Annotated in this window: 13 protein-coding genes; 8 read left to right on the top strand and 5 right to left on the bottom strand. The window is 36.0% G+C overall.

Annotated features, from left to right (window positions below):
- Position 1 precedes the first annotated feature (1 nt).
- Complete coding sequence (locus CHELV3228_RS02845; RefSeq protein ID WP_082199452.1) at positions 2-1,192, bottom strand: MFS transporter; 1,191 nt, start codon at positions 1,190-1,192, stop codon at positions 2-4.
- A gap of 186 nt (positions 1,193-1,378) precedes the next feature.
- On the opposite strand from CHELV3228_RS02845, the gene CHELV3228_RS02850 reads away from it, so the two are divergent.
- Positions 1,379-2,134: a HugZ family heme oxygenase gene (locus CHELV3228_RS02850; protein ID WP_082199453.1), complete on the top strand. Its 756-nt coding sequence runs from the start codon at positions 1,379-1,381 to the stop codon at positions 2,132-2,134.
- Positions 2,135-2,150: 16 nt separating this feature from the next.
- Here CHELV3228_RS02850 and CHELV3228_RS02855 read toward each other — a convergent pair whose 3' ends face one another.
- Genes CHELV3228_RS02855 through CHELV3228_RS02870 form a run of 4 tightly spaced genes read right to left on the bottom strand, consistent with a single transcriptional unit; the run spans position 2,151 to position 5,391 of the window.
- On the bottom strand, positions 2,151-3,053 hold the full coding sequence (locus tag CHELV3228_RS02855) for a hypothetical protein (protein ID WP_082199454.1): 903 nt from the start codon (positions 3,051-3,053) through the stop codon (positions 2,151-2,153).
- Positions 3,050-3,433 carry a type II toxin-antitoxin system death-on-curing family toxin gene (locus tag CHELV3228_RS02860; protein ID WP_082199455.1) on the bottom strand — a complete coding sequence of 128 codons (384 nt, stop codon included), beginning with the start codon at positions 3,431-3,433 and terminating at the stop codon, positions 3,050-3,052. The genes CHELV3228_RS02855 and CHELV3228_RS02860 overlap by 4 nt, the downstream gene beginning before the upstream one ends.
- Entirely contained in the window at positions 3,430-3,624 is a 195-nt protein-coding gene (locus tag CHELV3228_RS02865) for a hypothetical protein (protein WP_082199456.1), read from the bottom strand. Before CHELV3228_RS02865 ends, CHELV3228_RS02860 begins: the two co-directional genes overlap by 4 nt.
- 45 nt (positions 3,625-3,669) lie before the next feature.
- Complete coding sequence (locus CHELV3228_RS02870) at positions 3,670-5,391, bottom strand: hypothetical protein (RefSeq protein ID WP_082199457.1); 1,722 nt, start codon at positions 5,389-5,391, stop codon at positions 3,670-3,672.
- A gap of 138 nt (positions 5,392-5,529) precedes the next feature.
- Here CHELV3228_RS02870 and CHELV3228_RS02875 point away from each other — a divergent pair, with 138 nt between their 5' ends.
- The 7 genes from CHELV3228_RS02875 to CHELV3228_RS02905 all read left to right on the top strand — a co-directional run bounded on the left by CHELV3228_RS02875 (position 5,530) and on the right by CHELV3228_RS02905 (position 13,954).
- Positions 5,530-6,576 carry a dehypoxanthine futalosine cyclase gene (locus tag CHELV3228_RS02875; protein ID WP_082199458.1) on the top strand — a complete coding sequence of 349 codons (1,047 nt, stop codon included), beginning with the start codon at positions 5,530-5,532 and terminating at the stop codon, positions 6,574-6,576.
- Positions 6,576-7,793, top strand: coding sequence for a M16 family metallopeptidase (locus CHELV3228_RS02880; RefSeq protein WP_082199459.1), 1,218 nt, complete (start codon positions 6,576-6,578; stop codon positions 7,791-7,793). The genes CHELV3228_RS02875 and CHELV3228_RS02880 overlap by 1 nt, the downstream gene beginning before the upstream one ends.
- Positions 7,783-9,594, top strand: a complete 1,812-nt coding sequence (gene recG, locus CHELV3228_RS02885; RefSeq protein WP_082199460.1) for an ATP-dependent DNA helicase RecG — start codon at positions 7,783-7,785, stop codon at positions 9,592-9,594. Before CHELV3228_RS02880 ends, recG begins: the two co-directional genes overlap by 11 nt.
- A gap of 48 nt (positions 9,595-9,642) precedes the next feature.
- Positions 9,643-10,800, top strand: a complete 1,158-nt coding sequence (gene pglE / locus CHELV3228_RS02890) for a UDP-N-acetylbacillosamine transaminase (RefSeq protein ID WP_082199461.1) — start codon at positions 9,643-9,645, stop codon at positions 10,798-10,800.
- Positions 10,797-12,578: a UDP-N-acetylglucosamine 4,6-dehydratase (configuration-retaining) gene (pglF, locus tag CHELV3228_RS02895; RefSeq protein ID WP_082199462.1), complete on the top strand. Its 1,782-nt coding sequence runs from the start codon at positions 10,797-10,799 to the stop codon at positions 12,576-12,578. The genes pglE and pglF overlap by 4 nt, the downstream gene beginning before the upstream one ends.
- Positions 12,578-13,483 carry a PDC sensor domain-containing protein gene (locus CHELV3228_RS02900; protein ID WP_082199463.1) on the top strand — a complete coding sequence of 302 codons (906 nt, stop codon included), beginning with the start codon at positions 12,578-12,580 and terminating at the stop codon, positions 13,481-13,483. Before pglF ends, CHELV3228_RS02900 begins: the two co-directional genes overlap by 1 nt.
- A gap of 81 nt (positions 13,484-13,564) precedes the next feature.
- Positions 13,565-13,954, top strand: coding sequence for a chemotaxis response regulator CheY (locus CHELV3228_RS02905; protein WP_082199464.1), 390 nt, complete (start codon positions 13,565-13,567; stop codon positions 13,952-13,954).
- Positions 13,955-13,971: the final 17 nt, after the last annotated feature.

The raw sequence follows: 13,971 nt of genomic DNA on the forward strand, positions 1-13,971 counted from the left end.
TTTAGCAAAGATATTTTTTGTAGAAAATATGCCAGTAAATTCCTGCAAGGATAAAGGTGATACCAAGCAAAGCCGTTATCATCATCAAGCTAACTCCAGCTTCAAACAAAAAGCCCATAAACTGCGAGATAAAAGCTGAAAAGGCTAAAAACACCATATCCGTATAGGCTAAAACGCGTCCATAGAATTTTTTATCGCAGCTTTTTTGTATGGCTGTGTAGGTATAAGCCCAAAGCGATGAGGTGAAAAATCCAGCCGCGATAAGTCCTAAAAAGCTGATGTAAAAATTAAATTGTGTGAAAGCCCAAAGCAAAATTCCAAGTCCTTGTCCTAAGTATAAAAATCTTATAACGCTGTCTTTTAAAAAGCGACTGAGGATAATTGGTCCTATGATTAAAGAAAGGGCGCGGATGGAATTTAAAAAGCCAATCACTAGTCCAGCTGATAGAATTTCTTTATATTTGTGCTGGGCTAGAAGTGTTACTAAGGTCTCATAGGCTGTAAGCCCTATAAACGCGTGAAGTATGATGAGGTGAAAAATGGTTTTGTTGTTTAAAACATACCAAAACCCCTCTTTCATCATCGTTAAAAAATGCCCTTCGACCTTTTGGACAAAGTCAGGCAGTGAAAGCCTAAATAAAAAGCACATTCCTACAAATAGTAAAAAGCAGTCAAACAAAAAGGCAGTCTTAACGCCAAAAAAATGGATAAAAATCCCCGCACACGCCATACCGCTCGTATAAGAAACAGACCAAATGATACTATATATTTCATTAGCGAGTTTTAACTCTTCTGGGTTTAAAAGCTTAGCCATAAGGCTCATTTCTGCTTGTCCACAAATCAAAGCGACACAAAGCCGTGCAAAAATTAAGATAAATAAAAGCCAAATATCATCTAGGCTTGTTACAAAAATAAGCAGAAAAATCGAAACCAGCTCCACGCTCATCATACTAATGAGCAAGGTTTTGGGCTTGTTTTTTTCTACAATGACACCATTTAAAGGTGCGAAAAGCACACCAGGTAAAAAGGCTAGCATCGCACTAGTAGCAGTCGCCCAAGTAGGAGCGTCAAGCTGGACTAAAAGGGTGAAAACGCCTATTTGTGAAAACCACGCTCCAAAATAGGCTATAAATTGAGTAGTGCTTAAAATGCGAAGATTGCGATTATTTTTTAATAAAGTTATGTAATTCATTGCGAAATTGTAGCAAATTTTTATATATGTGTTTCATTAAATTTAGGGCTAAAAGTTTTAAATTTACCCATTTTGTAAGCGACAATTTACGATAAATTTTTGCAAAATGGGGAGTTGATAATTTTATTTATTTTTAATTTGATAATTGATATTTTACATAATCATTTAACTAAAAAAAGGATTAAAATGAATTACGAAAGTATTATTTCTCATATGAACGCACACCATAAGTCAAATTTGATTGATTTGTGTAAAAAATTTGGTGGCGTAGAAGATGTGAAAGAGGTTTTTTTAAAAAGCGTGGATTTTAATGGGCTAGACATTGTTTATAATGGGGACGAAAATTTACGCGTAGAATTTCCTAAAAAAACCGATGAAAGCACCCTTAAAGACACTATCATCGCCCTTTGTATGGGGGCAAAAAGCACGGGGGATACCAGCGGCGTGGAAAAAGAGCTAAAGGAATTTATGCTAAGTTTTAATTCCGTTTGTTTAGCGACCTTAAATAAAAATGGCGAGGTCGTATGCTCCTATGCGCCTTTTGTTAGCATGCAGTGGGGGAATTTCATTTATATTAGCGAGGTGAGTGAGCATTTTGCAAATATTAAAGCAAATCCTGATAATATAGAAATAATGTTTTTAGAAGATGAGAGCAAAGCCGCTTCTGTGATACTTAGAAAAAGGCTTCGTTATAGAGTGAGGGCGAGTTTTTTAGAAAGGGGCGAGGATTTTGATAGGGTTTATGATGAATTTGAAAGGCAAACGGGCGGCGAGGGTGGCATTAAAACCATCCGCAAAATGCTTGACTTTCACTTAGTAAAGCTTGAATTTGAAAAGGGGCGTTTTGTGAAAGGCTTTGGTGCGGCTTATGATATAGAAAATGGCATTATCAAGCAAGTAGGCACTAATTCTAACCCTCACAAATTCCCACATAAACACTAATGAGCGTTATAAACGCTCATTCTAGTAAAAATTCATATTCATAGACTTTTACTTCTATCTTTTTGGCTAAGTTTTTTAGGGCGTAGTTGAGTGTGCTTAATCTTTCTTTATAGGCTTCATCTTGGGCTTTTTGGGGTGGGTTCATTCTATCTTTCCCTTTGCCTTTATCATTAAAGCCTTGAAAATGGGCTTTGATGTCATAGAGTGCGGCGTTTGGATTGTAGTCTTTAGAATCTCGTGTTTGTTCGTGGTAATGCTTGAAAATCTCTTTTCCTGCTTGTAGCACTTCTTTTGCTTCATCGCTAAAAATTAGCGGCTTTGTGGGGGTAAAAGTGTCTTCTAGCTCATCGCTTTGAAAGTCAAATTCTTGCTGTCCTTTTTTCTTTTTATTTGAAATTTTGATTTTACCTTGTATAAATTCAAGCATAAAGTGGCTTTCAAAGGTTTCGGCTGCGCCAAGCTCCTTTTCGCTAAAGGGGATAAAGTGGTTTATACCAACTTTACTTGTGATTCTATTTTGTCCGTGAAATAGCATAAAGGCAAGGCAGTCGCTATGAAACTCTGTGTCCTTTTCCCATTTTGTATTTGGGGCTAGAAACTGGTCTCTATCATTTATCCAAGTGGCTTTAATACAATGGCGCACGGAGAAATATACTGCTCCAACGATAAGATTATTTTTAAAGAGTTTGAAAAAATTAAAATGTTCAATTCCTTTCTTTTGTGAAATATAGAGTTGGCTATTATGCTGAAAATCAGGAGATGGATTACACATATATGATATTTCTGTAATTGCCTTATCATCATATCGCTTAATCCACTTGTTAATGCTTTCTTTATTATCTAGCGTTGTATAGAATCGCTTTTTCCCTAAACTCGCCCCATTTTCATCAAAAATATCTAAACTTATGCTTTTTTTCATTGAACGCCTTTCAGCATAGTATTTAGAATCTGCCCCAACTCATCTTTGCTTATCTCATCACTTGCTACGCTCACAATAACATCTTCTAGCTTTTGGTAAAAGTCCCTTGGTGTGGCTTTGTGGTTGAGCATTATAAAGGCATCGCCGATAAGCAATGCGGTGCGTTTATTCCCGTCTGCAAAGGGGTGAAACTTCACACAGGCAAACATTAAATGCGTAAGTTTGTCTATAAAGCTTGGGTAATAGTCATCATTTTGGATTTGTGTCAGGGCAGAATCTAAAAGAGCGATTTGCTTAGGATTTGCTCCCTTTAGTCCGCCTATTTCATCTAGCATATCATCGTGGATTTTTTGCACTTCTTGCAAATTTAGATATCTCATTTATCTTTTAGCCTTTCAAATACTGAGCGAATCTCTGGGTCTTGTAACTTGTTTTTTAACTGCTCTCTTACACTTTCAAAATCGCTTTTAGATTCTGGCTCTTTTGTAATCTTTAAATCACTTTTTAAGCCCTTTAAGCTTTCAATCACTTGCAAAAGTTTAGAATCTACATTTTCTAATATCAAAGTCATTTTCTACTCCTTTTTTGCTTGAATTTTAGCAAAAATTCTTATGTTTTATTCCTTTTGGCTTAAATCCCATATCAAAAAGCCTATGGGAAAATTCCCCTTGACATTATCAAAGGTGTAAGCTGGAGCGATAAAGCCTTTTAGAAATTTTGCCTTAAAAGTCTTTCTAAATTTTATGAAATTGCTAGAATTGACATATTTAAGCGTTGAAAAGGCAGCTAGGTGGCAGTGTGGAATCTCTTTATAGATTCTAAAGAAAAATTGCGCGAAAAGCTCATTACTTGCTTTTCCCATAGAATCTTTGTAGCGTTTATAAGTGGCATTGCCTAAGGCTACGCCATCTTTATTTTTCCCTGTGCCTGCTGGTGTCGTGCCTGAAGTGGCTTCCGCATAGGGCGGATTGATGAAAATAATAAGCTTTTTGCGTTTTGCCTCATCTTTTAGAATTTCTTGTAAGGATTTTGGGACTTTGGATTTTTGACATTTTTCACACTTTTCGTCTGCGAAATTTAAGCCCTCTTTTTGATGTTTTTCACAAATTGTGTCAAAAAACTCATCGTTTAAAAAGTCAAATTGAAAAATATGCTTTGGCAGTAGGTGCAGGGCATTTTTACTTGAAAGCTCTTGTATAATCTCTACATCAGCTTTATCTAAGGTAGAGGCATAGAGCCTGTGAGATTCTGTAAGGTTTGTGAGTAGATTGCCCGTCCCAGCGGCAAGGTCCCATATATAATACTCACTTTGATAGTTTTCACCTAGGGCTTTTTCTAGGTAACTCCTCGCTTTGCCTACCCAAATTTGCGGGGTGAAAAACGCCCCCTTTCGCTCTCTAATATCACTAGGCACAAGCAAATCTCGCCTATCTATAATGTAGCTCCAATACTCTTCTTTTGGTGGGCGTTCATAGAGATTCCAAAAGGCTGTGTGGGCTTTTTGATTATCATTAAAACTTGCGGTATCTTTTTGCTGTGTCCCCATAAATGTGGTGGTTTTATTAAACTCATAATGCGTTTGTTTTAGCACAACAAAGAGTTTATCTAGTAGGCTTTGATTTTCAGCGCTTAGTAAATCTGCTAGATAGAAATCTGCGTCTAAAATCCCTGCGTTTTTAGCGAGATTCCAATCAATGCCAATGCTAGGAGCTACGCTTGCAAGCCACTTTTGATAAATGGTGGTGAAGTTGTTTTTGGTTATGGGGATTTTGGTGATTTTATCATTTGCTAGGGTGAAATTTGCTTGTATGAAAGATTGTAATTCTTTAGTGTCGCTTTTGAAGCTAAATTGCAATTTTTTAGATTCTAAAAGCTCTTTTGCTAGGGCGTGGAGCTGCTTGAACTCTTTGCTCTCGTGGTTGCTTGGCGGGACATTCCAATTAAAGTCATTTTGTGTGAAGATAGAATCTAGCTCGTGGTAGGGGATAAAGGCGATTCTCTCACAATCAAAAGCTCCTAAGAAAATGGGCGGGAGATTGTTTTCATAGGTTTTTTCCTTGCCTATGGTTAGGATTAGCTGGATAAAAGATTCTATAATATCTGCCTTATTGCCCCTTTTGGCTTCTGCCCACAAAAAGTTTATAGGCTGAAAAAGTGTCTTTGCGTTGTAGCTTATACAAAAATCAATCCGCCCTAGAATCTGCGTGGAATCTAGAGTTTTTAAAAGGGCTTTTTGCTCTTTGTCTAGCTTTACAATTTCACTTTGTGGATTTGGGCTGAAAAAATCCGCCGCGACTTTGCTTTTAAGCTCTTCTTCAGGGAGGTTTAGGGGATACATTAAAAGTCCTTATTTGAAATGCGAAAGTTTAGCATTTTAGTTTAAATAGGCGTTTTTGCTTGATAGGCTTAAAATTATTTTTAATTTTGTTAAGATTTTTCATTATAATTACAAATAACTTATTTTAAGGCTTACAAAGTGAAAAGAATAGACAAAAAAGAAGCGCTTGATTTGCTTCAAAACGCTACTTTAGTGGAGCTTGGTGCTATGGCTTATGAGAGAAAATTAGAGCTTCACCCTGAAAAAATCACCACCTTTGTCGTGGATAGAAATATCAATTATACCAATGTTTGCTGCATCGATTGCGATTTTTGTGCGTTTTACAGGCACGCAAAAGAAAAAGACGCTTATATCTTAAGCTATGAAGAAATAGGCAAAAAGATAGAGGAATTAGAAGCTATCGGCGGGACGCAAATACTCTTTCAAGGCGGAGTGCATCCTAAGCTTAAAATCGAATGGTATGAAGATTTAGTCGAGTGGATTAGTAAGCATTACCCAAATATCACGGTTCACGGCTTTTCGGCGGTAGAAATTGCCTATATTGCTAAAATTTCTAAGATAAGTATAAAAGAGGTTTTAAAAAGACTTCAAGCAAAAGGGCTTTTCTCCATACCCGGAGCGGGGGCTGAGGTGCTAAGCGATAGGGTGCGAGATGAGATAGCCCCGCATAAATGCGACACTAAAACTTGGCTAGAAGTGCATAGAAACGCCCATCAAATCGGTATGAAAAGCACGGCCACAATGATGTTTGGCACGGTGGAAAATGATGAGGAGTTAATCGAGCATTTTGAGCATTTAAGAAAATTGCAGGATGAAACGGGGGGCTTTAGGGCGTTTATTTTATGGAGTTTTCAAAGTGAAAACACTAAGCTAAAGCAAAAGCACCCTGAAATTTTAAAGCAAAGCTCAAATAAATACTTAAGATTACTCGCACTTGCTAGGCTTTATTTGGACAATTTTAAAAATTTACAAAGCTCTTGGGTAACGCAAGGCTCACTCATTGGGCAGCTCGCTTTGAAATTTGGCGCCAATGACTTAGGCTCTACGATGATGGAGGAAAATGTCGTTTCAGCCGCAGGGGCAAGTTATAAAATGAATCAAGATGAGATGATAAGGCTTATTAGAAGTCTTGGGGAAAAGCCGGCTAAACGCAATACAGCTTATGAAATTTTGGAGAGATTTTAATGCAGTATTTAGAGAGCAAGGGTGTAAAAGTCCCTTTCATTTTTGAGAAAAATAGCGATTTTCCTATTATATTTTTTCGTCTTGTTTTTAGAAATTGTGGGCGCAGTTTTGACGAGGTGGCTGGGGTGGCAAGCATGTTTGCTAGGCTTTTAAATGAGGGCGTTAATGATCGTTTTTTTAAGGATTTGGAATTTAGAGCGATAAATTTGGAAGCAAGTAGTGCTTTTGAGAATTTAGAGCTCAGTTTTTCTTGTTTGAAAGAGCATAAAAACTATGCCTTTAAAGCTCTTGCAAATTTACTTCAAAATCCTCGTTTTGAGGAAAAAACTCTGCAAAGACTTAAAATTAACGCGCTTGGAGAGCTTGCGAGTCGGCAAAGTGATTATGATGATGTGGCTAAAAAATTGCTTAATCAAACAATCTTTAAAGAAAAAGCATTTCAAAGTCCAAATGAGGGCGATGAAACAAGCATTAAAGCCATAAATTTAGAGCATTTAAAAGCTTTTTATAAGCATTTTTTTCATCTTAATAATGCGGCGATAGTTTTGGGGGGAGATTTAGAAGAAAAAGAGGCTAAAAATTTAAGTTTAAATTTACTTGAAAGCTTAGAAAAGGGTAAGGAAAGTAGAGGAAAAAGCTACCACCTTAATGAAAAAACTCAAGATGTGATTTTGCAAAAACCAAGCGAACAAGCCTATATTTACTTTGCTGCGCCTTTTAATGCGTGTTTTAAAGATGAGGATTTGCATTTGGCTAAAATCGCTCTTTTTATTTTAGGGCAGGGGGGATTTGGCTCTAGGGTTATGGAAGAAATTCGTGTGAAAAGAGGACTTGCCTACTCTGCTTATGTAAGTTTGGATATGCGTAATTCTTATAGCCGTGTTTTTGGTTATTTGCAAACTAAAAATGAAAACGCGAAAGAAGCAAAAGGGGCGATTAGGCAAATTTTTGATGATTTTGTCAAAAATGGGGTGTGTGAAGAAGAATTAACACAGGCTAAAAATTTCATACTAGGAAGCACACCTTTGCGTTATGAAAGTCTTAGTAAAAGGCTAGGAATCGCCTTTATGGAATTTTATCAAGGATTAAAAATCGGCAGTTTTAAAGAAGAGCTTATAAAGATTAAAAACACAAATTTAAAAGAGCTTAATGCCTATATCAAAAAGCATAGTGAAATTTTAAATTTGAGTTTTGTAAGCGTTCAAAATGAAAATTAAGGAAAGCGATTTAGAGCTTTTTAAAAAATTAAAAATTAAAAGTGCGATTGATTTGGCGCTTATCTTGCCTAAGAAAATTGAAAATTTAAATTTAAGTAAAGAGCCTTTGGAAAATGAAAATTGCGTGCAAGAGCTACGCATTATATCGCAATCTTTTAGGACAAATACGCTTTTTGTAAGGGCGTATTGTGAGGCTTGGGGGGCAGATGTTTCTTTAGTTTTTTTCCACCCCAGTAAATGGCATATGGGGGTTTTTAAGGTGGGGGCGTGTTTGCTTTTGAGTGGGAAATTAGGCTTTTTTAATCATTCTTGGCAATTTTATAATCCTAAAATCATCAAAAAAGCAGGAATTTTTGAGCCAAAATACCAAATTGCAGGGATTAAGGATAGTAAAATTCAAAATCTTATCAACACTTATGTAAGTTATGAAAATTTAAAAGAAAGTGGCATAGAGGATAAATTTATCTTTTTACTTTTAAACCTGCACGCTTATGATGAAAAGAGTTTTGAGCTTTTTAAAAATTTAACGCATTTTGAAGAGGATTTAAAATACATTGAAATTTATAATTTTTTAAAAAGGCTTAAAAATAAGAAAAATCATTTTAACGCTTATGAAATCAAACTTTTTGATATTAAAGAGTGGCTTTTAACTTTGCCTTTTAATCCCACAAAAGACCAACTTCAAGCTATTTGTGATATTAGGGAGGATTTACGCTCAAATTTAGCTAAAAGGCGTGTGATAATGGGCGATGTGGGCTGTGGCAAAACTTTAGTTTTACTCGCTGCGGCTTTAAGCGTGTATCCTAAACAAGCCTTATTAATGGCACCTACTAGTATTTTAGCCCAGCAGCTTTTTGAGGAGGCTAAAAAGCTTTTGCCTGATTTTTTGCAAATTTGCTTTGTCAAAGGCGGTAAAAAAGAGAAAGATTTAAAAGAAAAAATGAGGGTGGCAAATTTGATTATAGGCACACACGCCCTTATTTATGAAGAGGGCTTTGAGGCGGTTTTGGTAATGATAGATGAGCAGCATCGCTTTGGCTCAAATCAAAGGCAAAAAATCAGCACCCTTTCAAGCAAAGATAGTTTAAGTCCTCATTTTATACAATTTTCCGCTACGCCCATACCACGCACCCTAAGTATGATACAATCCGAGCTTTTAAATTTTAGTTTTATCAAACAAATGCCCTTTAAAAAGGACATTAAGACTTATTGCGTTCAAAATGAGGATTTTATTAAGATAAAAAGAAAGATAGAGGAAGAAATAGCTAAGAAACATCAAATAATTATCATCTATCCTCTTGTAAGTGAAAGCGAAAAAATTCCTTATCTTTCGCTTGATAAAGCAAGAATTTATTGGCAAAAGCATTATAAAAATGTCTTTGTAACGCACGGAAAAGATAAGCAAAAAGATGCTATCTTGCAAGAATTTAGAGAAAAGGGCGATATTTTACTTAGCACGACTGTGGTTGAGGTGGGGATTTCTTTACCACGCCTTAGCACCATTATCATCGTGGGAGCAGAGAGGCTTGGACTTGCAACTTTACATCAATTAAGAGGACGCGTGGGACGCGTGGGACTTGAAAGCTTTTGTTATCTTTATACTAAGCTTAAAGAAATTCCTGCAAGGTTATTAGAATTTTCTAAGACTTTGGACGGATTTGAAATTGCCGAGCTTGATTTAAAAAATCGCTTGAGTGGAGATTTGCTAGATGGTTATATGCAGCACGGAAATGAGTTTAAATTTTTTGATTTTGCGAGTGATGAGGTAATTTTGGCTAGAGTGAAAAAGGATTTAGGTTAAATAATTTGCGTTATAATTTTGCATTAAAGGCAATTAAAAGGATGATAAATGAGATTTTTTCTTTCCCCTCCGCATATGGGTGGTAATGAATTAAAATATATTGAAGAGGTTTTTAAGAGTAATTACATCGCACCTTTGGGTGAATTTGTGAATCGTTTTGAAGAAAGCATTAAGAACTACACGAAAGCACCAAACGCCCTTGCTTTAAATTCTGGCTCCGCGGCTTTGCATTTGGCTTTAAGGGTGGCTGGTGTGGAGCAAGGAGATGTCGTTTTGGCTTCTTCTTTTACTTTCATTGCGAGTGTTGCACCGATTTATTATCTTAAGGCAAAGCCTGTTTTTATTGATTGCGATGAGACTTTTAATCTTGATGTTGATTTACTAAAACTTGCGATAAAAGAAAGCAAAACCAAGCCAAAAGCCCTTGTTTTAACACATCTTTATGGTAATGCGGCAAAAATCAGGCAAATCGCGCAAATTTGTAAGGAAAATAATATTATTTTAATCGAAGACGCGGCGGAGGCTTTGGGAAGTTTTTATGAGGGACAGGCTTTGGGAACTTTTGGTGATTTTGGAGTATATTCTTTTAATGGCAATAAAATCATCACAACTTCAGGTGGTGGTATGCTTGTGGGTAAAGATAAGGCACTAATGGAAAAAGCGAGGTTTTACAGCACACAGGCGAGGGAAAATTGTTTGCATTATGAGCATTTAGACTATGGCTATAATTATAGATTAAGCAATGTTTTGGGTGCTATCGGCGTGGCACAAATGGAAATTTTAGAGCAAAGAGTGCTTAAGAAACGCGAAATTTATGAGTGGTATAAAGAATTTTTGGGTGAAAAATTTAGTTTTTTAGATGAGCTTGAAAACTCAAGGGGTAATAGGTGGCTTAGCACGGCTTTAATTGATTTTGATAAAAATGAGCTTTTTAAAGAAAATCGTTGCGTTGAAAGTGGAGCGAAAGAATTAGCTTTGCATCCTAAAATTGCAAAACTCATTAAGGATTTGCAAACCGCACAAATCGAAACGCGTCCTTTGTGGAAGGCGATGCATATGCAAGGAGTTTTCAAGGGAGAAAAGGCTTATTTAAACGGAAATGCTGAACTATTTTTCAAAAAAGGAATTTGCCTTCCAAGTGGCACAGCTATGAGTAAAGATGAGGTGCGTGAGGTGGCAGAGCTTATTTTAGAGAGTGTGCGATGAATTTGGCTAAAAATAAACGCCTTGTTTTCTTTTTGGGTTGTGATATTGTTTTATTAATTTTAAGCATTTTTTTAGCTTTTGAATTGAGATTTAGCGGTGAAATCCCTGAAAGATTTTATATGGGAATGGTAAAGGCAGGAATTTTGCTTTTGGGGCTTAAGATAGCTTTTTTATTTGCTTTTAGAATTTACAAGGTGGCTTGGAGATTTTTTTCTTTGGGTGAAGCGCGAAAGATATTTTTTGCTCTTGCTTTAGCTGAGCTTGTTTTTTTAATCATTTTTTATTTTTACCCGGACTTTTTTAATCCTTTTCCAAGAAGTGTGGTAGGGATTGATTTTGTGCTTTCTTATATGTTTATAGGCACTTTAAGAATTTCAAAAAGAATGCTGATTGACTTTAAGCCCTCACGCCTTAGAGATGAGCTAAGTCCCTGCATAGTCGTAGGCGCGACATCTAAAGCACTTCATCTTTTAAAGGGGGCTAAAGAGGGAAGTTTGGGACTTTTTCCTGTGGCGGTTGTCGATGGTAGAAAAGAGCTTATAGGCACATACTGCGACAAATTTATCGTAAAAGAAAAACGCGAAATTAAAAAATTTGTCAATGAGGGCGTAAAAACGGCTATTATTGCTTTAAAGCTTGAAAGAGAAGAGCTTAAAGAGCTTTTTGAAGAGCTTGTGGGTTATGGCATTAGCGATGTGAAAATTTTTTCTTTTACAAATAATGAAGCAAGGGACATTAGTATCGAGGATTTACTTGCGAGAAAGCCTAAAGACTTGGATAATTTTGCTGTGGGAGCGTTTTTAAAAGATAAAGTTGTTTTGGTAAGCGGTGCGGGTGGGACGATAGGTAGTGAGCTTTGTAGGCAGTGTATTAAATTTGGAGCGAAGCATTTGATTATGCTTGACCATAGTGAATATAATTTATATCAAATCAATGATAATTTAAGCAAACATAAAGAAAAAATTACACCGATTCTATTAAGTATTTTGGATAAAAAAGCGCTCGATGAGCTTTTAGCACAAATGAAGCCAGAGCTTATTTTACACGCTGCAGCATATAAACATGTGCCACTTTGTGAGCAAAATCCTCACTCTGCTGTGATAAATAATGTCTTAGGGACACAAATTTTGGTTGATTGTGCTAAAAAAAATGGTGTGAAAAAATTTGTGATGATAAGCACAGATAAGGCTGTAAGACCTACTAGCATTATGGGTTGCACTAAGAGGGTTTGTGAGCTTTATACTTTGGGTTTATCGAGTGAGGAATTTGAAGTGGCTTGTGTGCGTTTTGGCAATGTTTTAGGCTCAAGTGGAAGCGTGATACCTAAATTTAAAGCACAAATTGCCGCAAATGAACCGCTTAGTTTAACGCATCCTGATATTGTTCGGTATTTTATGCTTGTCGATGAGGCAGTGCAGCTTGTTTTACAAGCTGGAGCTATCGCAAAGGGGGGAGAGCTTTTTGTTTTAGATATGGGTGAACCTGTGAAGATTATGGATTTGGCTAAAAAGATGCTTTTGCTTTCTAATCGCACGGATTTAGAGATTAAAATTACAGGGCTTAGAAAGGGCGAAAAGCTTTTCGAAGAGTTATTAATAGACGAAAATGATGCTAAAACGCAGTATGAGAGTATTTTTGTAACAAAAAATGAGAGCGTTGATTTAGAAATTTTAAAAGAGCAAATGTCTAAGCTTGTTAAAAGTGAAGATGAGGAAGAAGTCGCTATGCTTTTACAAGAAATCGTGCCTGAATTTAAGCATAATAAAGGAGGAAATTAATGCTAATTAAAGATATACAAAAATTTGAGGATAACCGCTATAAAGCCAGAGCTTATATGAGTTATATTTTAATAAGAAATTTGCCCGATAGACTTCCAAATATTCATTTAGAAAGCGTTAGAGAGGCACTGGATAAAATCGCACACGATGTTTCTGTGTTTGACGCCTTATATATACTAGATGATTCGGGAACGCAGATAGAAAATGCCATCACTTTGGAAAAAAAGTATGAGCGAGGAGAGGGTGAGGATAGAAGCTCTAAGGCTTATTTTTATAGAGCCGTTAAACTTAAGCGTTGTATTTTGAGCGACCCTTATCCTTCTATCTTAAATAATGAGCTTTGCGTTACTGCTTCTATGCCTATTTACGATAATAAGGAAAATTTGCTTTTTGTCGTTTGTATTGATATTAAATTAAGGGATATTTTAAAGCTTATTCAAGCGAGTAATTTTGAATTTGGCTTTTTGCAATTTAGTCGTCTTGTGTATTTTTGCTTTGCGAGTGTGCTTTTTGTCATCACTTGCTTTTTGTTTCAAAAGGGCTTTTTAAGTCTTTTTTATTATCACAGTGTCGATATACAAAAAATCTTTGAAAGCACGATAGCCATTACCCTAGCTTTGGCTATTTTTGATTTGGCTAAGACCATTATAGAAGAAGAGGTTCTTGGTAAAAGTCGCAAAGAAAAAACAGGCATTCAAAAAACTATGGTGCGGTTTTTAGGAAGCATTATCATTGCTTTAGCTATTGAAGCTTTGATGTTGGTATTTAAACTTGCGGTTGGGGATTTATCGCAAATGGTTTATGTGATTTATCTTATTTGTGGGGTTACTTTGCTCTTAGCTGGGCTTAGTGTGTATATTTTTGCTGTAAAATATAAAAATAATAATGTTTTAGAGACAGATTAAATAAAAATATAAGCAAATAATGGTATAATTTCGCTTTACATTTTTGGTTTATAAATATGAGAACTTTGAAAGGAAGAAGCCGTGAAATTACTTGTTGTCGATGATAGCTCTACTATGAGAAGGATTATTAAAAACACCTTGACAAGATTGGGGCATAATGATGTTCTTGAAGCTGAACACGGAGTTGAAGCTTGGGACTTACTTGAGAAAAATGACGATGTTAAGGTCCTAATTACGGATTGGAATATGCCAGAGATGAATGGACTTGACCTTGTTAAAAAAGTAAGAGCTGAGAAAAAATATGAAGATATGCCTATTATTATGGTAACGACTGAAGGTGGCAAGGCTGAAGTTATCACAGCTTTAAAGGCTGGGGTAAATAACTACATCGTTAAGCCTTTTACACCTCAAGTTTTAAAAGAAAAGCTTGAGGATGTTTTGGGTGTAGGAAGTGATACTGCGACTGAGTAAATTTCATTTTTTTGAAG

Source organism: Campylobacter helveticus, assembly GCF_002080395.1.
In the GTDB taxonomy this organism is placed as follows: Bacteria; Campylobacterota; Campylobacteria; order Campylobacterales; family Campylobacteraceae; genus Campylobacter_D; species Campylobacter_D helveticus.

Bases quoted from the DNA above. Each gene is read 5' to 3' on its own strand.
- CHELV3228_RS02845 (WP_082199452.1), bottom strand. From the start codon at position 1,192: ATGAATTACATAACTTTATTAAAAAATAATCGCAATCTTCGCATTTTA.
- CHELV3228_RS02850 (WP_082199453.1), top strand. From the start codon at position 1,379: ATGAATTACGAAAGTATTATTTCTCATATGAACGCACACCATAAGTCA.
- CHELV3228_RS02855 (WP_082199454.1), bottom strand. From the start codon at position 3,053: ATGAAAAAAAGCATAAGTTTAGATATTTTTGATGAAAATGGGGCGAGT.
- CHELV3228_RS02860 (WP_082199455.1), bottom strand. From the start codon at position 3,433: ATGAGATATCTAAATTTGCAAGAAGTGCAAAAAATCCACGATGATATG.
- CHELV3228_RS02865 (WP_082199456.1), bottom strand. From the start codon at position 3,624: ATGACTTTGATATTAGAAAATGTAGATTCTAAACTTTTGCAAGTGATT.
- CHELV3228_RS02870 (WP_082199457.1), bottom strand. From the start codon at position 5,391: ATGTATCCCCTAAACCTCCCTGAAGAAGAGCTTAAAAGCAAAGTCGCG.
- CHELV3228_RS02880 (WP_082199459.1), top strand. From the start codon at position 6,576: ATGCAGTATTTAGAGAGCAAGGGTGTAAAAGTCCCTTTCATTTTTGAG.
- recG (WP_082199460.1), top strand. From the start codon at position 7,783: ATGAAAATTAAGGAAAGCGATTTAGAGCTTTTTAAAAAATTAAAAATT.
- pglE (WP_082199461.1), top strand. From the start codon at position 9,643: ATGAGATTTTTTCTTTCCCCTCCGCATATGGGTGGTAATGAATTAAAA.
- pglF (WP_082199462.1), top strand. From the start codon at position 10,797: ATGAATTTGGCTAAAAATAAACGCCTTGTTTTCTTTTTGGGTTGTGAT.
- CHELV3228_RS02900 (WP_082199463.1), top strand. From the start codon at position 12,578: ATGCTAATTAAAGATATACAAAAATTTGAGGATAACCGCTATAAAGCC.